25 protein-coding genes are annotated in these 21,389 nt (G+C 43.1%); 7 read left to right on the forward strand and 18 right to left on the reverse strand.

The genetic code is table 11. The features are described 5' to 3' along the window. Nucleotides 1-40 precede the first annotated feature (40 nt). The 3 genes from AC58VC_RS20355 (at nt 41) to AC58VC_RS20365 (ending at nt 3,139) form a co-directional block, all read left to right on the forward strand. On the forward strand, nt 41-592 hold the full coding sequence (locus AC58VC_RS20355) for a TetR/AcrR family transcriptional regulator (RefSeq protein WP_497370686.1): 552 nt from the start codon (nt 41-43) through the stop codon (nt 590-592). Nucleotides 593-821: 229 nt separating this feature from the next. Next, entirely contained in the window at nt 822-983 is a 162-nt protein-coding gene (locus tag AC58VC_RS20360) for a hypothetical protein (RefSeq protein WP_497370688.1), read from the forward strand. A gap of 170 nt (nt 984-1,153) precedes the next feature. Then, entirely contained in the window at nt 1,154-3,139 is a 1,986-nt protein-coding gene (locus tag AC58VC_RS20365; protein WP_497370690.1) for a 5'-nucleotidase C-terminal domain-containing protein, read from the forward strand. A gap of 238 nt (nt 3,140-3,377) precedes the next feature. Here the strand turns inward: AC58VC_RS20365 and AC58VC_RS20370 are convergent, their stop codons facing one another. The 13 genes from AC58VC_RS20370 to AC58VC_RS20430 form a co-directional block, all read right to left on the reverse strand. After that, complete coding sequence (locus AC58VC_RS20370; RefSeq protein WP_497370692.1) at nt 3,378-3,908, reverse strand: GNAT family N-acetyltransferase; 531 nt, start codon at nt 3,906-3,908, stop codon at nt 3,378-3,380. 10 nt (nt 3,909-3,918) lie between these two features. Next, nucleotides 3,919-4,164, reverse strand: coding sequence for a histidine phosphatase family protein (locus tag AC58VC_RS20375; protein WP_497370694.1), 246 nt, complete (start codon nt 4,162-4,164; stop codon nt 3,919-3,921). 68 nt (nt 4,165-4,232) lie between these two features. After that, complete coding sequence (locus tag AC58VC_RS20380; protein WP_497370696.1) at nt 4,233-4,493, reverse strand: histidine phosphatase family protein; 261 nt, start codon at nt 4,491-4,493, stop codon at nt 4,233-4,235. Nucleotides 4,494-4,543: 50 nt separating this feature from the next. Next, nucleotides 4,544-4,774, reverse strand: coding sequence for a hypothetical protein (locus tag AC58VC_RS20385; RefSeq protein WP_497370698.1), 231 nt, complete (start codon nt 4,772-4,774; stop codon nt 4,544-4,546). A gap of 152 nt (nt 4,775-4,926) precedes the next feature. Beyond that, nucleotides 4,927-5,754, reverse strand: coding sequence for a carbohydrate ABC transporter permease (locus AC58VC_RS20390; RefSeq protein ID WP_497370700.1), 828 nt, complete (start codon nt 5,752-5,754; stop codon nt 4,927-4,929). A gap of 14 nt (nt 5,755-5,768) precedes the next feature. Beyond that, nucleotides 5,769-6,659 carry a carbohydrate ABC transporter permease gene (locus tag AC58VC_RS20395; protein WP_497370702.1) on the reverse strand — a complete coding sequence of 297 codons (891 nt, stop codon included), beginning with the start codon at nt 6,657-6,659 and terminating at the stop codon, nt 5,769-5,771. 74 nt (nt 6,660-6,733) lie between these two features. Then, nucleotides 6,734-8,092 (reverse strand): ABC transporter substrate-binding protein, encoded by a 1,359-nt coding sequence (locus AC58VC_RS20400; protein ID WP_497370704.1) that lies wholly within the window; start codon nt 8,090-8,092, stop codon nt 6,734-6,736. A gap of 346 nt (nt 8,093-8,438) precedes the next feature. Then, the gene (locus AC58VC_RS20405; protein WP_497370706.1) at nt 8,439-9,872 is read right to left on the reverse strand and encodes a DHA2 family efflux MFS transporter permease subunit; all 1,434 of its coding nucleotides are present in this window, start codon (nt 9,870-9,872) and stop codon (nt 8,439-8,441) included. 172 nt (nt 9,873-10,044) lie between these two features. Next, on the reverse strand, nt 10,045-10,203 hold the full coding sequence (locus AC58VC_RS20410) for a hypothetical protein (RefSeq protein WP_497370708.1): 159 nt from the start codon (nt 10,201-10,203) through the stop codon (nt 10,045-10,047). Between the two features lie 88 nt (nt 10,204-10,291). Next, the gene (locus AC58VC_RS20415) at nt 10,292-11,191 is read right to left on the reverse strand and encodes a helix-turn-helix transcriptional regulator (protein ID WP_497370710.1); all 900 of its coding nucleotides are present in this window, start codon (nt 11,189-11,191) and stop codon (nt 10,292-10,294) included. Between the two features lie 520 nt (nt 11,192-11,711). Beyond that, nucleotides 11,712-12,530 (reverse strand): SDR family NAD(P)-dependent oxidoreductase, encoded by an 819-nt coding sequence (locus tag AC58VC_RS20420; protein WP_497370712.1) that lies wholly within the window; start codon nt 12,528-12,530, stop codon nt 11,712-11,714. 74 nt (nt 12,531-12,604) lie between these two features. Further along, nucleotides 12,605-13,183 carry a TetR/AcrR family transcriptional regulator gene (locus tag AC58VC_RS20425; protein WP_497370714.1) on the reverse strand — a complete coding sequence of 193 codons (579 nt, stop codon included), beginning with the start codon at nt 13,181-13,183 and terminating at the stop codon, nt 12,605-12,607. 113 nt (nt 13,184-13,296) lie between these two features. Beyond that, nucleotides 13,297-14,163: a LysR family transcriptional regulator gene (locus tag AC58VC_RS20430; protein ID WP_497370716.1), complete on the reverse strand. Its 867-nt coding sequence runs from the start codon at nt 14,161-14,163 to the stop codon at nt 13,297-13,299. Nucleotides 14,164-14,342: 179 nt separating this feature from the next. On the opposite strand from AC58VC_RS20430, the gene AC58VC_RS20435 reads away from it, so the two are divergent. Next, entirely contained in the window at nt 14,343-14,801 is a 459-nt protein-coding gene (locus AC58VC_RS20435) for a cupin domain-containing protein (protein ID WP_497370718.1), read from the forward strand. 85 nt (nt 14,802-14,886) lie between these two features. Here the strand turns inward: AC58VC_RS20435 and AC58VC_RS20440 are convergent, their stop codons facing one another. From AC58VC_RS20440 to larA, 5 genes are all read right to left on the reverse strand, one after another. Continuing rightward, nucleotides 14,887-16,194 carry an ankyrin repeat domain-containing protein gene (locus AC58VC_RS20440; protein WP_497370720.1) on the reverse strand — a complete coding sequence of 436 codons (1,308 nt, stop codon included), beginning with the start codon at nt 16,192-16,194 and terminating at the stop codon, nt 14,887-14,889. A 21-nt stretch (nt 16,195-16,215) separates the two neighbouring features. Continuing rightward, the gene (locus tag AC58VC_RS20445; RefSeq protein ID WP_497370722.1) at nt 16,216-16,659 is read right to left on the reverse strand and encodes a GyrI-like domain-containing protein; all 444 of its coding nucleotides are present in this window, start codon (nt 16,657-16,659) and stop codon (nt 16,216-16,218) included. A 174-nt stretch (nt 16,660-16,833) separates the two neighbouring features. Further along, nucleotides 16,834-17,202 (reverse strand): VOC family protein, encoded by a 369-nt coding sequence (locus tag AC58VC_RS20450; RefSeq protein ID WP_497370724.1) that lies wholly within the window; start codon nt 17,200-17,202, stop codon nt 16,834-16,836. Nucleotides 17,203-17,248: 46 nt separating this feature from the next. Then, nucleotides 17,249-17,710, reverse strand: coding sequence for a MarR family winged helix-turn-helix transcriptional regulator (locus AC58VC_RS20455; RefSeq protein ID WP_497370726.1), 462 nt, complete (start codon nt 17,708-17,710; stop codon nt 17,249-17,251). Nucleotides 17,711-17,865: 155 nt separating this feature from the next. Further along, complete coding sequence (gene larA, locus AC58VC_RS20460; protein WP_497370728.1) at nt 17,866-19,131, reverse strand: nickel-dependent lactate racemase; 1,266 nt, start codon at nt 19,129-19,131, stop codon at nt 17,866-17,868. Nucleotides 19,132-19,254: 123 nt separating this feature from the next. On the opposite strand from larA, the gene AC58VC_RS20465 reads away from it, so the two are divergent. The 3 genes from AC58VC_RS20465 (at nt 19,255) to AC58VC_RS20475 (ending at nt 21,298) form a co-directional block, all read left to right on the forward strand. Beyond that, nucleotides 19,255-19,791, forward strand: a complete 537-nt coding sequence (locus AC58VC_RS20465; protein ID WP_497370730.1) for an RNA polymerase sigma factor — start codon at nt 19,255-19,257, stop codon at nt 19,789-19,791. A gap of 5 nt (nt 19,792-19,796) precedes the next feature. Continuing rightward, nucleotides 19,797-20,750, forward strand: coding sequence for a DUF4871 domain-containing protein (locus tag AC58VC_RS20470; RefSeq protein ID WP_497370732.1), 954 nt, complete (start codon nt 19,797-19,799; stop codon nt 20,748-20,750). 122 nt (nt 20,751-20,872) lie between these two features. Beyond that, nucleotides 20,873-21,298, forward strand: a complete 426-nt coding sequence (locus tag AC58VC_RS20475) for an SRPBCC family protein (protein WP_497370734.1) — start codon at nt 20,873-20,875, stop codon at nt 21,296-21,298. Nucleotides 21,299-21,389: the final 91 nt, after the last annotated feature.

Consider the following 21,389-nt stretch of genomic DNA (forward strand, 5'->3'; position numbering starts at 1 on the left):
TGCAAGTGGACAAAGTTTGTAAAATGTATAAAATGGAGATATGGATAATAATAAGAGACTGGATATTGTTGCAGTGGCATTACATGTGTTCTTCAAGTTCGGTTACAAGCGAGTATCGATGAATGAAATTGCGGAAACCGCGGGTATTTCGCGCGCAGGTCTTTACCTGTATTTTAAAAGTAAGGAGGAAATTTTTAACGCCGCGATTGTTCACCACGGCGATATTCTCCTAGAGGAGATCAATAAGGGTCTGTTGTCCCAACAAACGACGGTAGAGAAAATGATGTATGCCTTCGAAGTATGGTCGGTTCGTGATTTCGATAATTCATTACTTTCACCGGAGTTTAAAGAAATAACAGACAGTTCCTATCAATTTGCTCGTGAGGCGCTCGACACGAGCTACGGAAAACTGGAATCTTTGCTGTCCACTTTACTCGAAGTACACCCAAACTCCGCGAATGGTATATCTTCAGCAAGGCTGGCTCAACTGATTACAGGCGCTTTGCGAGGATATAAAACGGTTGCCAAGAGCTCTGTTGAACTTCGGCATATGATTCAGGACTTGCTCCAAATTGTCTATTCTGGGCAATAAGGAAGCCGCGGTGCTGTATAAGGTCAGCCAGATTACTGGTTGACCTTATTTGATTGTGGCTATATCTCCTATTTTGTAAACCGTGGCGCATTAACTTCTCTACAAGGCCCGCAGGCCTAGCTTTCCAGGATGCGTGGAAAGCTAAATAATGTTAAAATACATATAGGCAGATTGACTCTGCGTATACTAACAAACAGATTTCCAAAATGTTAATTTGGGAGGCTATAATATGGATGATTATTATTTGGTTAAGGACGGAAGAATTGTTCGCTGGGACGGGCTTACACTTGGAGGCACGAAAATCCGAGCCGATGAACTCATTGAGTCTTTTGGACGTAAGGCAATAGATGAAATCGAACAGTATGGTTTTTACACGATAAAAAAATCTTAATAAATCTACTAGTTAACGAAAGAGGCTGCCGTTTGTACGGGGCCTCTTTTGTGCTTTTTGCATTTACCAATTCTTCATAGTAGCCATACATCTCCCAAACATAGAAGCGTTAAAGTTAACCATGCGGAAAAAGTAAACACCCATAAAACTAGAAAAGAAAGAGGTACTCCATGAAGAAAAAAATCATTCCTGTCATCCTACTTTCCTCTATCCTCATCGCACTGCCGCATGGAAGCACTGAAACCGTCCATGCAGAAACATTACCTGCAGGAAATGTTTCGTTTCTGTACTTCAACGACGGTCATGAAATCAATCCCGTTGTCGATAAACTCGGCACACGTGGTGGAGTCGCGCGGGTTAAAACATTGATCGACAGTATACAAGGAGACAAAATCATAGCATTCGGCGGCGATCTCGGCGGCGGGACACTGTTTGGAGGTGTATTCAAAGGGTTTCCGATGGTGGAAGCTTTCAATCAAATCCCGATTGACCTTGCAAACTTCGGACAGCATGATTTTGATGCTGGCACAGCGAATACACTTGAGTTGGTCAAAGCCTCGAAGTTCACATGGGTCTCATCCAATCTGACGGGAAAAGACGGTAACTCGTTCGGTAATGTGCCGCAATATAAAGTTTATGAGAAACAAGGTATCCGCATTGGTGTCATCAGTCTTACTACGGCGATGGATACTACAACTCAGGACGATAATGTACAGCAATCTGATGTCATCGAGTCCGCCAAAGCCACTGTCGAGAAGCTGAAGCAAGAACAGCAACCAGATTTAATCGTCGCTCTAACCCAAGAATCTGTTCAAGAAGATAAGTTACTTTTGCAAGCGGTACCGGACATTCGTGTTATTTTCACAGAAGAAGAAGCAGAAGAAAAATCGTTCGTATACGACTTCGATGGTTCCGGAAAAAGATATATTTTCTCACCTCAAGGTAATATGGGGTCTATCATCCGTCTAAATATAAGTAAAGCAGCTGATGGACAACTGATTCTCGCGAATGAGATTCTGAAGGTAGATGAAACTGTAAAAGATGACGATCAACTTGCCGAGCTGGCTAAGGATTACCAGTCCAAACTTGATCAAGAATTAAGTAAGACGATCGCAATATCCGAGAGTGATTTGATTTATGGGGACAACCATGAGTCTCGCTACCAAGAAACGGCAATTGGCGACTTGATTGCTGATGCTTATAAGGATTACTACAAGACCGACATCGCAGTTGCGAACGGCGGCGGTATCCGTGCAAGCTCCACTAAAGGGAATTTTACACTCAAGGACGCGAAATCGATTCTGCCATTCGGCAACAAAATTGTTGTAGCAGAAGTAACCGGAGAAATGGTAGCTGCAGCCCTCGAAACGAGCGTTTCCGCGGTCGATAAGCTTGCAGGTGGTTTTCTACAGGTATCTTCCGGTACCAGCTATTCATACGACACTACCAAACCCGTAGGTCAACGAGTCGAAAATGTCACGATAAACGGTCAGCCTCTGAATAAGCAGCAGGTTTACAAATTGGCACTCTCCAACTACATGTACACAGGCGGGGATAAATATACCATGTTCGGCGATGCGAAAACCTTGGTGGGAGCAAATGAAGCCCTTACTGACGTTGAACTACTTGTGGCATACGCCAAAAAGAGCGAAACGATTCGAGCGAAAGCGGAAGGTCGCATCAATGTGAAGGGATTCGTGGACATCGCGCCGGATTATTGGGCAGCAAAGGAAATTTATCAACTCAGCAACAAAGGTATCATCGGCGGTGTGGACAATGCACGCTATGCCCCAAATCAATTGGTCACACAAGGTGAAGTTATCGATATCCTAGCAAAAGCCCTTAGCGTTGATGAAGTAACTGTTGAAAAAGCTATCGGTTTGGTTGGTTCGGAACCGAAAAGCCCTTTTACTCGGGAAGAAATGGCCCTTGCGATGAAGTGGATCTATGAAACCAAAACTGGAAATCAACTGACATCAACGGAAGTATCGCCTTTTTCAGATGATGCCCAGATTAGTACGGGTTCAAAATCGGCTGTATCTAGTTTGGCTAAAGCGGGTCTATTAAGCGGCAGGCCTGGAAATCTATTTGCCCCTAAGGAAGCAGCAACTAGAGCCGAAGTCGCTCATGTAATCTCGTCACTTCTTAATCCGTAATTTCTAAATACTCCGGCTGTCTGGGTAATTCCTGTTAGATGGAAAAACTACCGCTATTCTTCACTGTTTTGTGGCAGGGAATGAAATAGCGGTAGAAACTCCAGCTAATCATCGGTAGCTGCACGAAATCTGCTAGATCTGGTGACATTAACAGTGGAAATTCCAGTTATTTAGGAAAAAGTGGATCAATTGCTGGAAATAGCAGGAGTAATCGGCGTTACGTACAAGTCATCCAATTTCATAGCTGGATCCAAAAACGTCTAACCACATTTCCAGGATCCTCCACGTATTCCGACTCAAATCGGCCACCGTTTTTTAGAATGGTTCTCTCTGATGCCTCATTCCCCTTATCACAAACAAGAAGTACCTTGTTCAGGCCCATTTCTTTCGTCCGTTCTAAGGTTAAGGCTAATAATTGAGAGGCATACCCTTTTCGCCTTTCTGACGGACGTATGCCATATCCGATATGCCCACCAGAATTGAGCAGTTTTTCGTTGAGTCGATGTCTGACATTTGCAGCTCCAACAATCTTTCCTGAAATCTCATTTAGCAACCAATAGGTAGAGTGAGGCACGAAACTTTCGTCAATTATCTTATCTTCTGAATCTTGCGCGTATAAAAAGTTCACCATGACATTGAAATCATAAGGTTCCTTCTCAACCACCCATGGAACAATATCTTCACCACTGGCTTTCCAGTCCTCATAAAACGAGATATATTCATCCTTATATAGACAAGACGGTTTTACCAGCTTGATTGAATTTTGCATCTCTCCACCTCTATCTCCATAACCTCGCAACACTTATTAATTCCTTTTCTTTAATTTCAAGTTTATATATATCTGGTTTGCTTGTTTGCTTCCAAAATTCGAAACCGTAATTCGTATCAAAATATTTTAATATGATCGTCATAATATTTCCATGAGTCCCTATAACGATTTTCTTGCCCTCATAGTCAGACAGTAATTTCAATATGATGGGTATCGCTCGTTCTTGTGCTTGTCTTGTTGTCTCGCCTTCAGGCATACAATAATCAATGTCTGTGAATGATTTCTCAATCCCAAGTAGTAGTTGTTCTTCAGAAGTTGGATAAGTTAAGCTCGCAATAGGCCTTTCGATAAGTTCATCATATTGAATGATCTCTTCTGTAGCAGCTCAGCCAATGGAGTAACCGTTTCTTTTGCTCGATAATAGGAACTAGAAACTATTACATCAATATTTTCGTTGCCTAATAACTCTGCCACTCTTTTAGCATCTGCTTTTCCTTGTTCAGAGAGACTTGCCCCTCCTGCTCGTTCGAGTTCAAGCGAAAATGGTGCAATACCATGACGAACAAAATAGATGTTTGTAGTCATAAAATCAAACCCTCCTTAAAAATGGTTTTTACCTGAATAATACCCAATTACTAACTGTCCTTCGGTTTGTCCCAAGAAATTAGATAGCGATAATAAAAACGGCGCCGGACAATTGCTCCTGGAAGTATCTCATTTACCACTCGCCGAAACTCCGTAATGGATTCTTTAGGTTCTGCAATTCGCACACTTGGATCTTGCATCCCGCCATGAAATCGGTCCATGATGCGGATTGGGAGAAGTAGAAATCCAATTCTTCGTGAAATGCCGTGTTGTGATTCCAATATGTTTCCAATGCTTTCTTTGCACCCTTCCTCCAGAAGTCTCTCTGTATAGACACATTAATTCATATAAAGTTTCATATTTCCGCCTAGTTTCTACCAATTAACGAAAAAGCTACCGAGCAATAGCTCGGCAGCCTAAATAATTCGATCGTTCATCCCTTCACAGCGGAACTGACCGTCAATGCGCTCTCCACTTGTTCGGTGAAGATGAGATATAACACGACCATTGGCAAGCTCGCGATCGTCATGACAGCGCCCATTCCACCCCAGTCGGTCGCGTGAAGACCTTGAAAATAAATGAGCCCAATTGGCAACGTCATTAATTCCTCTTTGGTAATCAATATCGATGCCAAGAAGAACTCATTCCACGTTCCCATAAACTGCAGAATAACAATGGTGGCGACTGCTGGAGTGAGGATTGGCAGCATGATGCGAAAGAATGTGAGATAGATCGAGGCTCCATCCATACATGCCGACTCCTCCAGCTCTTGCGGGATTCCTCGCAGAAAGCCGTAAAATACCATCGACGCAAAGGGCAGCCCGAACGCCACATAGGGGATCAATAAAGCGCCGTACGTATTCGTCAAGTGAAAATCTTTCACGATAATCGCCAAGGGAATGATAATGACTTGCATCGGAATAAACATCCCGATAATCATGTAAATCCGTACCGTTTCACGGAATTTCCAACGAAGCCTGGCAATTGCATAGGCAAACATGACGGCGAAGAGGACAACACCGATCGTCGTAATCGTAGAAACAACCATACTATTAGTGATATAAGTAGGGACACTGAATTTATTCCAGGCATTCACATAATTCTCGTATCTGAAGTGTGACGGTATTCCGAAAGGATTGGTAACGAAGATTTCATCATTATTTTTCAACGAATAGAAAACCATCCATATTAACGGATATACAGAAATAACGAAATATATCCATAAAAAGGACTGTAGGACGACACTGACGATTTTGTTCATACGATGACTCTCCTTTACCCCTGTTCCAAACCAGTTTCTCTGCTATCAAACACTTTGTTGATGATAATGGTGGCGATTAGGCTAATCACAATCAACAAGACCGAAATGGCACAAGCATACCCGTATTGATTACCGGAAAATGCGTTCCGAATGATCATGAACGTGATCGTATAGTTTGTCGTGCCTGGTCCGCCATTCGTCATAATTGCCATTTGAACATAAGCACCTATTCCAGCTGTAATGGCAATAATAAAACAAAACTTGAACGTCTCCTTCATCAATGGGAGCGTGATGTGCCAATGTGCCCTCCATTTACCCGCACCATCGATTCGAGCTGCTTCTGTGTAATGTTCTGGTACGGACTTCGCGCCGGCATAAAGCAAGGCAAACTGAAACCCCATATACTGCCAGGCATTGACGAAAGCAATGGCAATAATCGAGACGCTCGGTGAGTTCAGCCAGTCTTGACGATAGTCCATCCCAAGTGCTTGAAACAATTTATTGATGATTCCGTTAACCGGGTCATACATCGAGAGCCAAAGCTGACACACAACAGTGACTGACAGCACAACGGGAATGAAATAAGCTGTTTTCAGTACTTTCCTTCCTTTCACCGTTGGATCCGAACAAATAAGCGCTAACAAAGTGCCTAGACCGATTTGGAAAATGACCAGAACTAGGGCGAATAAGAAGCCATTCCGGAGTGAAGTGGTCAATAAATAATCTTGACTAAGCTCGATATAGTTTCTGACGCCAATAAATGTCGCTTCGCTAAGTCCATCCCACTCAAAAAAGCTACGATAAAATGTCTGAAGAATGGGATAAAACACAATTACACTATATAGAACAACTGCCGGAGTTAGAAAAATTATAATTGCCCATTTGTTTCCTAAGTATTGTTTCATCTCTATGCTCCCTTTCTTTGAAAAGACTCACACCGACTTACAGGTCGATGTGAGCCATTAGGTACTGAAAGGATCTATTTCTTCAGGGACTTATTGAGATTCGTTACGAATTGATCTGCGGTAAAACCTGCGACTATCAAGTTCTGCGAGTTGTCATCAATACTCAGATTCACATTCGTATCATTCTGCACGGTGGCGAAGCTCGTAATATTAGGGATCACTTCTTTTCCAAGACGAGACAGCATCGCCGGCACTTGCGCTGTGATTGGCTTATCGACCTTGACTGAAACAATCGGCGTACCCACTTGCGTGTACTTGTACTCCGCATATTTACGTGCCATGAACGCCGCTACTTTAATTGCAGCTTCTTTGTTTTTCGTTTTTGCAGAAACGGCGAAACCGCCTGGGCCACCTGCTCCGTTCATGGCGAACTTTGTTTTTTCATAAGTAGCTTCATCTTTCGCAGGGAAGTTCATGAACTCAACATTGTCGCCCAGATTTTTTTGCGAACTCGGAATTTCCCATTGGCCATTCACGAACATGGCAGCCTTGCCTTGGTAAAATAGCGAGGAAGCTTGATCGTAGTTCGTCTGTGTTGCGTTTTTAGCGAATAAACCTGCCTTTTGCAGCTCCTCTACTTGCTTAGCAGCCAACTTCAGAGCTTCAGGTGTCTCTGCCGCGCCATTGAGAGCACCATAGCCTTTCGATTCCTCACGCGTCATGAAGCCTTGTAATAATGCGTTGCCAATCCATTTTTCTTTCGAGAAGATCGCGAGCGGAGTGATTCCCTTTGCATTGAATTTTTTAGCTGCATCCTTTAATTGATCGATCGTTTTGATCGGCGCTTGCACACCTGCTTCAGCAAAAAGTTTCTTATTATAATACAAAATGATAAATTCAGTACCGGCATACGGATAGCCGTACACGTGGCCGTCTGGTGCAATCAATTTCGCTTCGTTGCCTTTGTTCAAATCTTTCTTGAATTGTGCCGTTTCTGGGGCAGTATCTAATGTCAAAATATTGTTCGACTTACTGCCGATCTGCATGATATCCCAATTCGTATCGATAATGTCAGGCAAGTCTCCTGTTGCCATTTGCGTTTTGATTTTCTGTCCATTATCTTGCAGCCCAGGTACCAGAGTAACTTCAATGTTTGGCATTTCTTTCTTAAGCTCCGCGACCGCGTAATCGTAAGGCTTCGATGTGTCATCATCGAAATGATTGGTATAGATGCTAAGCTTAACAACGGCATCTGCTGGTGTTGAAACAGCAGTCGCTGCCGGTGCAGAAGGAGATGCCGCAGCTGGTACTGCTGATGTGGTTGGCGTTGCTTTGGAGCCTGTGTCATTCTTCGTTTCCGTTCCACAAGCTGTAAGCGAAACTGCCATGATTGATGCGAGTGCGATACTGCTCACTTTCATCCAGTCCCTCACTTTGAATACCCCCAGTAATAAAATCTAGATTTTTGTAGCGCTTTCATGACTGATTTTAGGGGAAAAATGATTTCGCCATAAGGTACGATAACGCCTTATAACGTACAAATACCCCGTTTACTGGAGGGCAGTTTTCATGTTAACGGTCTTTTCTCCCTTAATTGAACTTTACTTTATTTGGTGGATCCAAATTAGGCAGAAGACTTACGACATAAATACAAGGTTAGAATATATTGTTAAACGTAGACTCTTCCCCTTGCCGCCGCGCCGTTCCCCAATCGGCGCGGCGGATTTTTTTATACCATCCAAAAAAAAGAAGCCCGCCTAAGCGAGCTCCTTACTAAACTTAATGCATAGCACTCATCGTCGAATGCTTAACGATGACACGGCGGATGAAGAATGCCACGGCTAACCCGATGAGTGTCACAATCATAGCGAACAAAAATACGTTCTGGGAACCGAGCATCATGGCTTTTGCTGCCTCGACTGGTTCACTCGGCTTTGAAGAGCTGACGAGATACTTCTCTATGCCACTTGTTAGAATACTGATTGCGATGGCTGTACCGATAGCACCTGCGACCTGTTGCAACGTATTCATGACTGCCGTACCATGCGGATAAAGTTCTGGTGGAAGTTGGTTAAGTCCGTTCGTCTGCGACGGCATCCATACCATGGAGATACCCACCATGAGTCCAATATGCAGAACCACAATAAACGCCACAGAAGAGGCAACTGTAATACTGGAGAAGAACCATAACATTACAGCCACAATGGCGAGACCTGGGACTACAAGCCATTTAGGCCCATACTTATCGAATAAGCGTCCCATACGTGGAGACAAGATACCGTTCAACGCACTACCTGGCAGAAGCATGAGTCCTGTCGTAAACGCGGATAGCTTCATCCCGTTCTGGAGATACATCGGTAAAATAATCATGGTTGATAAGATAATCATCATACATGATAGCACTAGAAGCAATCCAACAATAAACATCGGGTACTTGAAGACACGCAAGTTCATCATCGGCGCACGCATTGAGATCTGGCGAAGTGCGAACAAAACAAGAGCGATCAGGCCGATTATGATCGATGAGAGAACGATTGTACTCGTCCAGCCACCATCTCCTTCGCCCGCTTTACTGAAGCCAAATACGACACCGCCGAAGCCTATGGTTGATAAAATAATTGAAATTAGATCAATGCGCGGTCTTGTGACCTCGGTGACGTTATCTAAGTTTTTCAAACCAATGAATAGACCAATGATCAAAAACGGAAGAGATAACCAGAAAATATAGTGCCAAGTTAAATATTCAATTAGAAGACCCGCCACAGTAGGGCCGGTTGCTGGTGCGAACATAATGACTAGACCAACGAAGCCCATCGCTGCACCGCGCTTCTCCGGAGGATATACGACAAGAATTGTATTAAACATGAGCGGAATCAATAAACCCATACCGGCTGCCTGAAGAACGCGAGCGACCATCAGCATCTCAAAATTGACAGCTAACGCAGCAATCAATGTTCCAACGATTGAGCTTGCAAGTGATAATACGAACATTTGCCTTGTTGTCAACCACTGCAGCAGTAAACCTGTCATCGGCATCAGAATACCGAGTGTCAGCAAGAACCCTGTCGTTAACCACTGTGCAGTTGCGGCTGATATCTGGAACACATCCATTAAATTACTAATTGCTATGTTGAGTGCCGTCTCGCTGAACATACCTACGAACCCGCAGATAAGCAGTGACGCCATAATAGCCTTAGTATTGTATTGCTTCATAATGATTTTTCACTTCCCTCTCCTGAAAACTACTTTAGTAGTTCTCTTTCTTTATAGTCCGCTTTAAAATACAACAGACTGTGGAATTATACAAGACCAAAAACAAATAAAATATATTTCGCCCTTGCCAAAAAAGAAAACACCTCCAAATGATTCAGGGAGGTGCCGTTCCTCATTTCAGTCCAATAAATGCTAAAAGGCCTGATAGCATGGTGAATTTTAATGGTTTCGCGATAGATCGCGTCGACTTCCAGGCATTACTTTCAATCTCTTTGAGTTCCAGATTATGTTCTTTCATCTTCTCTTCAAAAAAATGCGGATAATGATGCACGATTTGCCCCTCCAATTCCAAGTTAAGATCATTTCCCTTCGCTTTAAGCTCATTATAATAAAACAAGTATGACAACTGTCTGTCATAGTTATAGATATCGATTTAACATTTTTTCAATTTTAACTTGGACTAATTGCCTTAACGCGAGTGGTTCAAACACCTCTACATCTTCACCAAAACTTAATATCTTTTCAACTAACCATTCAGCTTCTATAGGATTAATAATAGTAACCGTAAGCGTACCATCTTCATTGAAATATTTATCCTCCGCATAAAAACAATCCAAAGCATGCGCTAATGATTTGCCTGAGATATGAAGAACAGCTCCCACGATTTCTTGTTTCTGATAGTCCAAAGAAAAATCTTGTAGAAGCGTTGAGTGAATACACTGATATATTTCAGGCAGGGTAACCAAATCAATCATTCTTGTAAGCTTAAATACACGATAATCCTTACGAGCTCTGCAATACCCATGTAAATACCAAGTATAATATTTAAACAGTAGGCTGACAGGCTCAACTACCCGATTAGCCCTCTCATTCTTAGCGTTCAAATATTCAAAACGAATGACCTGTCTGGCCGTTATGGCAGCTCGAAGGTTATGCAGAATGGCATTGTTGGCTCGCCAGCTGCCTAAATCTATGGTTAGACTTGGCATTTTATCTCTTTGAATGGTTTGAAGCCTATGCATAGTCTCCGTTGCTCGTTCATCATTGAACACTGTCGCTGTGCTGTGAAGAAGCGTAATTAAAGACTCAATATCGTTGGCGTGCAATAAACTTTTCTCCATTTTATACTCTTTAATAATTCCATATCCGCCATTGACGCCTTGATGGGATACAACAGGGATTCCTGCCGCACAAATAGCCTCCATATCACGATAAATGGTTCGTTGAGAGACCTGATATTTGTTCGCAAGCTCAGAAGCCGAAATCACTTCATTATTTAAAAGCGCATAAGTAATCGATATTAATCGTTCTAGTTTCATTTAATCACCCACTATTGCATAAAATCGAACGTACGTTTGTATCTATTACACCATAATAATCCAATTGGTTCAAGAGGAAATAAGAAAAACCGTCAGGGATTGAATTCACCTGACGGTCTAGAGGAACTGGAGTCCCTTATTCCATGAAAAAACAAGCTGTTTCCACTCTGATCGGAACTACAGGGACTTATTTTGCATCCATATTAAGTTTTTACAGTAAAATTGTGAAAGTAGCGGCCTGTAGTTCCCCTGCAGGCGTAAAATCTAGTTTTTCTGCGATATAGCGGCTTGTAGTTCCTCCTACTTGTTGAAGATACCTAAATTTGCTTATGAATTCTTACCATCATGATAATCTTCCCAAAGCGGCCCGATGTATTTTTCCAGTGCTCCCTGGACGTCATCTCTTCGGCTCTCTTCTATATTTACAATGTCAGCAAGAGTTGAAAACTAACTACTCCATGAACGCCAAAAAAGACAGCACGCTATAACCAGCGTACTGCCTTCTTCAAAGGATCTATACTTATTTCGAGTCAGCTTCAGCTGAACGATCGTACCATGCGCTCAGTTCTTCCATCCTTTTGGTATACGCATCGCGAATCGAATAGGCAGATTGGGATCCAACAGGAAGACGCAGCGGCGCATTATCGCTTTTGATTACTGAGATAATATATTGTACGGCTTTGGCCGGTTCGCCAATCTTGATGTTTGATAATCCTTTTTCATAAGCCTCGTAATATGGGATGTATTCCGGTTTTTTCTCCGTCTGCTCCAAGGAATGTCCCAGAAACTCGGTTGCAAAAACAGCCGGTTCCACGATTGTCGTCTTGATCCCAAAGCTTGCGAATTCCTGCGCGAATGCTTCCGAGAAGCCTTCAAGCGCAAACTTGGAAGCCGCATATAGACTGAACGGAGGGAAAGACACAACACCAAAGAATGATGAGAAATTAATATAATGACCTGATCCTTGACGCTTGAAAACAGGAAGTGTCGCACGAATGACATCCAATACGCCAAATACATTGACATCGAATTGTTTCCGAATTTGTTCATCCGTATATTCCTCAAGCATGCCGAACAGACCGTATCCCGCATTATTCACGACGATATCGATTCCACCGAATACATCAACGGCTTCTTGAACGGCGGATTGAATCTGATCTGCTTTGGTAACGTCTAAAGCTACAAGATGGACACGATCCGGAGCCAATGCTTTAAAGTCCTGGATAGCTTCAAGTCTGCGCGCTGTAGCGACTACTCTATCTCCAGCTTGAAGAAGTTGCTCCACAAAATGACGGCCAAATCCTGTCGAAGTTCCTGTAATAAACCATACTTTACTCATGTTTAATTTCTCCTTTTTATTATAAGATTATTGAGAATGATCATTCTAATATGTGTAAAAAAGCGCTGCTCCTTTTAGATATCAAGCATCGATATAGCGGAATCAGCTATGCGGTGAAGCTTTTCTTTGTTGGCCGAAGTTCGAGCGAGTACACGCAAGCCCAGCATTGTGTTATGCATGTTTTCCGCGAGCTCACTTGCCTCTCGGGATGTAGCGAACTCTCCTCTTTCCTGTCCCCGCTGGATCAGTTCGGCGAGAAGCTTCTCTACTTTATCGAAGCTTTCTAAGGTCTTAGCATCCACTTCGTGATCCCATGGAGCAACTTCTACAGCCATATTGACAAGCAGGCAGCCTGGAGGCTTGTCGTCATATCCTTCGATCATGAAGTCAAACAGAAATCGCACGGCTTGCTTAGAACTGTCGGCGCGGGTGATGCCTGAGTGAAATTGCCCGCTCAAGTACTCGTTGTAACGTTCAATGGCCTGCAGAAATAATTGATGCTTGTCACCGAAAGTATCGTACAAGCTTCTGCGATGAATACTCAAATGCTCGACTAGATCGTTTATAGAGGTTTTCTCATAACCTTGTTCCCAGAACAACCTCACAGCTTTCAACAACACCACATCTACATCAAATTCCTTGACTCGTGGCATTTCACATCCCCTCCTTCCCTTGCATATAGTTATAACACATTGGGAACGTTCGGTAAAGAATTATTTTTACCGAACGTTCTCATATTACAATGAGACTCTTGCTACCACTCCGATCACGCGGAAGGAATATTCTCAGCATCCAGCAGCTTATAGAGCTTCGAACCTATTTCCATAGTTCGGGCAGCTAGCACAATCGTACGTTGCAATTCGGGTTCCACTATGGGTACTGTGTGCAAACCTAACTGTTCTGCCTTTGCCCGAAACAATTCGGGAAGCACCGTTACACCGGTGCCAACAGCTACGACGTTCAGTAAGAAGTCATTGTTATCTGTTTCCATCTTAATGTCGGGGCTGAATCCGTATTTCCCCGCAATCCGTTTGAACGATGATAGAGAATCACAATTTGACGTAAATACAAAAGGCTCGTCTTTCAACTCTATCGGGCTGAGCTCGTTTCGCCCTAGAAACGTATGCCCTTCTGGCAGTACAGCTACATAGTTTTCACTGAATAGCTCACGGCTCCACAGACGCCCTCCCACTAGGGTTGCATCCATCAAAGCGGCATCTAAAACCCATTCATGAAGTTCTTCTCGCAACACAGTTGATGTTTCCCGGATTTTTACCGTAATCGTTTTGCCAGAGGCGTGATAATCGCGTAATCGTTCGGGAAGGATCTGCATCGCTACACTTGGAAGACTGCCGAGTATGTAGCTTGTTTCGTTTGAGAATCGGCGCATTTCCGCTTCAATTACCTCAAGCTTTTGTACGACGGGTATAATTCTATCCAAAAAGTATTTGCCAGCCTCAGTCAATTCGACACCGGAGTGCGAGCGGCGGAAAAGTTCGACATCATAGGTCATTTCCAGTTGACGAATATGTTTGCTGATTGCCGGTTGAGTCAAATTAAGTTTTTCGGCGGCTTTGGACAAGCTCTTCGATTTGGCCGCCTCTGTAAAACTTCGGTACCATTCTACTTGCATACATAGTCCTCCCATAACGAAGTGTTATATCTGTAAAACAAAGAGGAAGTTCCGCGACCATCCTTCTCGCGTTATCATCAATTTTAACAATCCTAACATAGCTGCAGCGGATAGAGAAGTTGGAAGGATTGGCAGCTTAGTAACACATTATAATTTCATATAAAAAGGAGAATATATACATGTCAGAAATTTTAGACGTACTTGGACCACGCATCCAGCACTTAACGGAGTTATCGAACGATGAGACCTATTGCCTGATGAAAGGTGTGGTTGGACCAGGAGTTTTCGTCCCCCTTCATAGTCATGAGGATCGCGAAACCTTCTTTGTTCTATCTGGGGAAATTGAAGCCTGGACAGGAGATACATGGACTATATTCCGGGTCGGTGAAATGCTAGATATTCCGGGAAACCAGAAGCATGCTTGGAGGAACGCCACGAATGAACCAACTACACTGCTGATCACATCGACGGTTAAAATGGGGAAATTCTTCAATGAAATCGGGCGTCCCGTCGATTCCGTGCCACCGGGTCCTCCGGAACCAGCGGCGTTACAACATTTTGTTGAAGTAGCCCTAGCTTACGGCTACTGGTTAGGTACACCGATCGATAATGCTGCAATCGGCCTTACAATGGGCTAAAAATTAGCATGATCTCTACTCATAAATCAAAAGGGTTATTCCATTAATTTGGAATAACCCTTTTTTATCATCATGCTTCGAATTCTCATTCCGGTACTCCGTGCCGGATGAGAACAGACTTCACAACCTCGCTGCCCAAAGCTTGCTCAGGCAGTCTGACTCCAGCAGCAATGAGACACTCAGCTACCGCGGCGTAGTCTCCTTGAGGATCCATGTAATTAGTCGAGCCCCAGATACAGCTATTGAGTGAGGTACCCCCAAACTCATTAAGAATATCGATGGATGCTCCGCGTTCGACCAGTAATTGAACAATTTCACGGTCCCCTCGTATCGCAGCGCGATGAAGAGCTGTCATCGAATGGTCATTACGGCGCGCATCTGGTTGAAAACCAACCTCTAACATGAGCCGCACGGCCTCAGCACGATGATCCCATGCAGCATCTGTGATGATACTCTGATCTTCTGAATCAAGGGAGTGGATTATATCCCGGTACTCACTTAATAGGTTATGGACTGTTTTGGTATCCGCACGCATGCACGCAAGCAGGAATTTCTGTTCAACTGAACTATAAGGCAACATCAACTCTATAATGGCTTCATGTCCCAAGTGTGCCGCAAGAAAAAGTGGCCTTGCCGCAATGCCGATACTGTACTCATAAATGTGTCCGCCGCTCGATTCACCAGAGGTAAAGTCCCCTTTTCCCACCTGAACTTGCAGGGCTATTGGATCCTCATTAAGAATGTTGCGAACAAGTTCAATGTCCCCTAGTTTGACGGCCATAAAGATATCCGTCTGGGCACCTCGATGAATCAGATGTCTACATTTGTCCGGGTTATTAATAGCATACTGAGCAGGTGTGCTGTTATGATCAAGATCCTGCATATCAATATTAGCCCCGTGATTCAGCAGGAAATCGATGACATCAGATGAAACGGCGTAATGCAGAGGAACCTGTCCATCAGGACCACGCTGATTCACAACAGCAGGATTCTCCTCCAGCATCTTTTGCAGAACATCTATCATTCCGAGTGCAGCAGCAGCGTGCGGATCAACATGAGCTCCTCGTTCAATCAGGTAATGGGATAAATGATGATGATCATGATGCAGCACACCAAACCCGCCTGCCCACCATTTACTCTTGGCATTGATGTCCGCCCCATACTGCAGCAGCACATCAACCATCTCGCGCTTACCTCTATATGCAGCAATGACAATTGCTGGAGTATCAAAAGCAAAACATGGTTCGTCGATCCGTGCAACAAGCAATGGATAACTTTGCAGCAAGTGCCCTACTGATTCTGGGTCGTTATTATCAACCGCTTGTTTGAATTGTTGAATAACCCTGGTTTGCTGATCATCTATTGAATGAGAATTTTTTTTCGTTTCAGTCACGTTAGCGTCCTTCCTCCCTTGCTATGGTTTCAGATTATAGAAAATCTCCGTTTCTAGTTTGGATTCATCCTCACTCCAATGTCCATATACCTCCAATAACGGAAGCTCATGTTGTTCACCTGAAGATTTTACGATTGAACGAATGCTTTCGTAAGTTCTCTCTAGCTCGCTATAAGGGCCGATATGCTTACAGTAGGCGTATTTTTCTAAAATAACATCCTTCTTTTTCAATAATGAATCTTCATTAGGGGTATCGAGTAATTCTATACCAGCAAATATGTTGTAACCATCTTCATAAACTACGTGGTTAGTTCCTTTATGAGAGAGTCCATTCGCACGTACTTCCTTCCATACTTTATCCAACAATTCAAAAATCGTATCACCGTATGCTTTGTTCTGATCATGAATTTTAGAAACCCCAAACAAGGTAACCTTTTTTCTTTGATTAAAAATGATTGGATCCATGATTATCACCTTTCTGTTTATGAAATTGTGATATTAGACTTTATCTCATTAAAATTTGGTTATTTTTTACTTTTCCACACCTCTAAACTCTTCTCCAGCCATTGCCAATATCCTGCTCGTTGAATGAGAAAAGGCAGCAGCCCTTTGGCCAACTGCCTTATACTTATATTTGCTTTATACGCGATAAAAGGACAACACCCAGCACACGCCATTCCGGTCAGTAACAGTAGCTAGCAAGCCGTTAAATGGAGCCTCATAAACTTCCGTTTTGATAGTCCCACCAGAGGCGAATGCTCCATAAATGGAACGGAACGATTCCTCAGATTCGATTCTCAGGAATACTCTCACGTAATCACCTTTCATCGCTGGTTTCGCTGCCCCAGTATCGGCAAACTTTAGCGTTGCTGTCCCAACATGAAGATCCGCATTAAGCACCTCGTCACCTTGCTTGCGCAGAATAGCAATCTCACCGCCAAATATGCTTTGATAGTACTTGATTTCGTCTTTGCAGTTCTCGACAACAATAAAAGGGTTCGCTATCATTTCCTAAAACCTCCTTCATTATGTTCATATTTAGAAACACTTACTTCTACATCTCCTCTTGCTCGCTCAGATTGCTGAGGACAGTCTTAAGAAGGTCATTTAACAAGTCATACTGATCATCCGTAATGCCCTTCCGAGTTTTCTGCTTGACGCGGCTCAATGCTTCTTGTACCTTAGGCACTACTTCACGTCCTGACTCTGTCAAAAAGAGCAGTTGATACCGGTTGTCTACGGGATCTGCTTCCCGCCGAACATATCCTTCTGCCTCCAGTTTGGCGATCGCTTTGGTAGTAGTTGTCTTGTCAATGAGAAGCCTCTCACTAAGTGCTTTCTGCGTAATGGGCTGATGAAAAGCAATTGACATAAGGAAAATATACTGTCCACTTCCGATTCGATAAGGCTGTAACTCAGATGAAATCAATATCTGCATATGTCGATATATAGCAGAGATGTATTGACCGTGTGATTCCGTTGTGTCCTTGTTAGCTGGGCTCCAATGATCGCTCAATTTACACCTCCTTAAATAGGATGCTATTGCAACTAATATCATCATATGCGATACAGGATGCTATTGCAACTAATTTTAAACATAAAGGCTTGAAGCCTCTGTAGATGAACCATTTTTCAGGTTAACACACAAGGAACATCAAGCCTCAAAGAAACTCATTCGCCACTAACATATGGAATTGTTAAAGGCCCTAATGGCAAAACGGCTACTGTCATATTGCTGCCATACTTCTCTTTCAATTGCTCCAATGTAGCTTCGATATCATGAGAGATTTTTAGCATCGCTTTTTCTACATCTTCGTCCGCCAAAGAGGAATACAAATAAACATCGGCCCAGACCTGAATGACGGCCTGTTTTTGTACTTGCCATTGATCGAACTTTTGAAAACTTCCATCGTTGATCATATCAAGAATCTCATGTGGTGTTTTTCTCAACTGCAGAATTTCCGCATAATTCCCGTGATTCGGAATACCATCTGAGCATTCGGAGGCACAGATAATGGTACCGCCCTCTTTCACAATCTTATGGGCCGCACTCATCCCTTTGACTGCCTGATAGAGATTCTGGTCTAACGGATACCCCGAATTGGAAGTAATCACGACATCAAACCGTCCTTCAACTGGGATCATGGCATGCTGCTTAGTGAAAGCACATCCTTGGTCATGGGCTTCAAACAACTCACCAGCAAATACTTGCGAGATTTCCTTCGATTTATTTAGTGTCACATTGAGCATAAAATGGGGCTTGCACATGCGATTCACTTCCCGGGTCATATCCTGTAGAGGATTATTCACCATATTTCCCCACGTAGCCAAGGGGTCTCCAATCATTCGGGCGTTATGAAAGGTCAAGATTGTATCAATTCCTGCGATGCCAGGCATGATCCCTTTTGGTCCTCCCGAAAAACCTGCAAAAAAGTGAGGCTCTATAAAACCAGTAACAATTCTGAAATCAGCCTCTACATACTCTTTATTCAAATAGACATCACATCCAAACTGGCTATGGCCAACTTTCACCAGCTCATCTTTGTTGTGGCAGTGATGATTGATCACCCGGATACGGTCGACGACCGACTTGCCCAACATTTGAACAAATTCTTCCTCTGTTTGATCGCGATGTGTTCCCGTGCCGTTAATGATGACGAAATTTTCTTTAGGCACGTGAGATAGTTCCTCAATGATCCAGGGCACCAACTTCTCATTAGGGGTTGGACGTGTTATGTCACTAATGACAATAGCTACTTTGTCTGTAGCTTTGACCATGTCCGCCATAGGCGGTAAACCTATCGGATGTCTAAGAGCCTCTATAACAGCTTGTTTCTCTTCTTGTAATCCTTCCAAATGATAAGGTTCGATGATCATAGAATGATCTGGCACTTCTACCTTTAAAGTTCCTTTTCCGTACAGCAGGGTCGTTTGCATGACTATCCCTCCATCAACAACTGTGTGTAATATGAAAAGTATAGCATAGAAATCTAGAATTTTATGGAACCTTTTATCATTTGAACGGTCTTATCTAGTGAGGTGACATAGGTGTCGGATGAAATGGATTACTTAAAATATTTGGATCATGGATATGATCGCGATCTTGTACTGAGTGAATTAATGGAAAGATTCGGGGAAGATGTTTGGAATTTCTCCTTCTTTTTGACACGACGACAAGAAGCTGCAGATGATTTGTCTCAAGAAGTTTTTTTAGCAGCCTATCGCGGAATCTACTCCTTTCGTGGCGACTGTTCAGTCAAGAGCTGGCTCCTTACAATAACCAGAAATAAAGCGCTGCATTATTTACAAAGTGCTTTCATCCGCAAAGTAACCTTGACTGATCGATTATTCACAAGAGGCTATTCCCCTCCTGCTGAGCAGGTTTTGTTTGAACGTATGGAAAATCGGACATTATGGGACACGGTATTGCGGCTTCCTAGAAAGTATAGGGAAGTACTAATCTTGGATTATCACTATGGGCTGAAACAGAAAGATATTGCTAAGCTGCTGCATGTTTCGGAAGGTACCGTTAAATCCAGATCTCATCGTGCAAAAAAGACATTAAACGAGTGGCTGCAAGGAAATAAGGAGGTGTGAGGCACATGGGTGAAAAAAAGCCGGATTGGGCAAAACAACTAGCGGAATCCCCTTTTAGAGAGAAGCATTTTACACGTATATTGAAAAATAAGGTTCTAACTCGAACTCGAGTAGTGCGCCATCGCCGTTTCAAAAGGATCCTCGCGGCATCGTTAATTCCAGCCGTCTGCTTGCTTATCTTTTTACTTATTGAAAAAAAAGAAATCGAACCTTCATTCCTTACATCACTATACAGTTCTTCAAGCTCCTCTATGAAAGAACATACAGCCGCTTACATGAAAGATGGAAGCTTGCTCTTCTCTGTTGCTCCCGAGCCTGGCGCAAAAGCCGGTGAGATGAATGGATATATCTTTCATTTCGAAGCGCCTTTTCAAACTTTCTACGGTAAAACGATGGAGATTGATGCTGTACATATAAAAACAGGTATTAAACAAATGCTCTCTATTGATCATATTCAAGAGCCAAGCAGTGGATATCCAGCGCTTGAACGATATGGGATCCGTTTTGCTTTGCCTATCGATGGCATGTGGGAACTGAATGTGAGCTTAGACGGCAACCGTTACGGTAGTGTTAAATTAGCTATGCAAAGTCCATCCTGGGATGTTACGCCACAATTCCAGATAAGTAATTATTGGCTGCGCGGTATTGAGAATCGTGTCGGATTCATCGATGCAGGATTTGCGGCCGGGAAAGCGCAGAAGTATATGTGGCACTTCTGGGGAACGGAAGAACAACTCAATGGGCCTTTTGAGGTGAGAGCAGTAAAAGAAGGCTCGGATACACTGATAACCGTGTTCGCTTCGAATCCTCTGAGCTCAGCAAATGCTTTGGGAGGCGCATTGAATGGCGCCGATAGAAGTCTTCCGACATCGATGATGCTGCCTGAGCCAGGGCGCTGGCGATTGCTCCCTTATGTCCGCGGAATCCTATTAGATCCTATCGTTGTAGAGGTTAAATAAAACATCTGGATTGAACCCTCAGCAACATGCCGCGGTTCAACTAACACAACTTTGGTTCACCGTTATTTAATGGTATAATTACCATAGTTCATCAAATTACATAGAGTGAGGCGGTAATAGTCATGGAAACAGCTAAACAAACAGTAACGGTAGAAACCACGGTACATGCACCAGTTGAACAAGTGTGGGAATTTTGGACACAACCAGAACATATTACGCAATGGTCTTTTGCTTCTGATGACTGGCATGCGCCAAGAGCCGAAAATGATTTAAAGGTTGGCGGAACATTCGTTACAAGATTGGAAGCCAAGGATGGAAGTTTTGGATTTGATCTTGGTGGCGTTTACGATGAAGTGAGAACGCATGAATTCATTTCTTATACCATGGGAGATGGAAGAAAAGTTGAGATTTCATTCATTCGTCAAGATAATGATACGAAGGTAATTGAATCTTTTGATGCTGAAACTGCTAATCCTGTTGAGATGCAAAAAGCAGGCTGGCAGGCGTTTCTAGATAATTTCAAAAAATATAGCGAAAATGCTAAATAAGTTTTGAATCCTATTAAATTGTATGTAAACCTCCCTTCTGGGAGGTTTTTTTGCGTGCTAAAAAGTCTATTAGTTTACAATTATCACTTTT

The organism is Paenibacillus sp. J22R67 (genome assembly GCF_059692175.1).

What these genes read in the sequence shown, in the direction of transcription:
- AC58VC_RS20355 (WP_497370686.1), top strand. Translation starts at nt 41, where the DNA reads ATGGATAATAATAAGAGACTGGATATTGTTGCAGTGGCATTACATGTG.
- AC58VC_RS20360 (WP_497370688.1), top strand. Translation starts at nt 822, where the DNA reads ATGGATGATTATTATTTGGTTAAGGACGGAAGAATTGTTCGCTGGGAC.
- AC58VC_RS20365 (WP_497370690.1), top strand. Translation starts at nt 1,154, where the DNA reads ATGAAGAAAAAAATCATTCCTGTCATCCTACTTTCCTCTATCCTCATC.
- AC58VC_RS20370 (WP_497370692.1), bottom strand. Translation starts at nt 3,908, where the DNA reads ATGCAAAATTCAATCAAGCTGGTAAAACCGTCTTGTCTATATAAGGAT.
- AC58VC_RS20375 (WP_497370694.1), bottom strand. Translation starts at nt 4,164, where the DNA reads ATGCCTGAAGGCGAGACAACAAGACAAGCACAAGAACGAGCGATACCC.
- AC58VC_RS20380 (WP_497370696.1), bottom strand. Translation starts at nt 4,493, where the DNA reads ATGACTACAAACATCTATTTTGTTCGTCATGGTATTGCACCATTTTCG.
- AC58VC_RS20390 (WP_497370700.1), bottom strand. Translation starts at nt 5,754, where the DNA reads ATGAACAAAATCGTCAGTGTCGTCCTACAGTCCTTTTTATGGATATAT.
- AC58VC_RS20395 (WP_497370702.1), bottom strand. Translation starts at nt 6,659, where the DNA reads ATGAAACAATACTTAGGAAACAAATGGGCAATTATAATTTTTCTAACT.
- AC58VC_RS20405 (WP_497370706.1), bottom strand. Translation starts at nt 9,872, where the DNA reads ATGAAGCAATACAATACTAAGGCTATTATGGCGTCACTGCTTATCTGC.
- AC58VC_RS20415 (WP_497370710.1), bottom strand. Translation starts at nt 11,191, where the DNA reads ATGAAACTAGAACGATTAATATCGATTACTTATGCGCTTTTAAATAAT.
- AC58VC_RS20420 (WP_497370712.1), bottom strand. Translation starts at nt 12,530, where the DNA reads ATGAGTAAAGTATGGTTTATTACAGGAACTTCGACAGGATTTGGCCGT.
- AC58VC_RS20425 (WP_497370714.1), bottom strand. Translation starts at nt 13,183, where the DNA reads ATGCCACGAGTCAAGGAATTTGATGTAGATGTGGTGTTGTTGAAAGCT.
- AC58VC_RS20430 (WP_497370716.1), bottom strand. Translation starts at nt 14,163, where the DNA reads ATGCAAGTAGAATGGTACCGAAGTTTTACAGAGGCGGCCAAATCGAAG.
- AC58VC_RS20435 (WP_497370718.1), top strand. Translation starts at nt 14,343, where the DNA reads ATGTCAGAAATTTTAGACGTACTTGGACCACGCATCCAGCACTTAACG.
- AC58VC_RS20445 (WP_497370722.1), bottom strand. Translation starts at nt 16,659, where the DNA reads ATGGATCCAATCATTTTTAATCAAAGAAAAAAGGTTACCTTGTTTGGG.
- AC58VC_RS20450 (WP_497370724.1), bottom strand. Translation starts at nt 17,202, where the DNA reads ATGATAGCGAACCCTTTTATTGTTGTCGAGAACTGCAAAGACGAAATC.
- larA (WP_497370728.1), bottom strand. Translation starts at nt 19,131, where the DNA reads ATGCAAACGACCCTGCTGTACGGAAAAGGAACTTTAAAGGTAGAAGTG.
- AC58VC_RS20465 (WP_497370730.1), top strand. Translation starts at nt 19,255, where the DNA reads ATGGATTACTTAAAATATTTGGATCATGGATATGATCGCGATCTTGTA.
- AC58VC_RS20470 (WP_497370732.1), top strand. Translation starts at nt 19,797, where the DNA reads ATGGGTGAAAAAAAGCCGGATTGGGCAAAACAACTAGCGGAATCCCCT.
- AC58VC_RS20475 (WP_497370734.1), top strand. Translation starts at nt 20,873, where the DNA reads ATGGAAACAGCTAAACAAACAGTAACGGTAGAAACCACGGTACATGCA.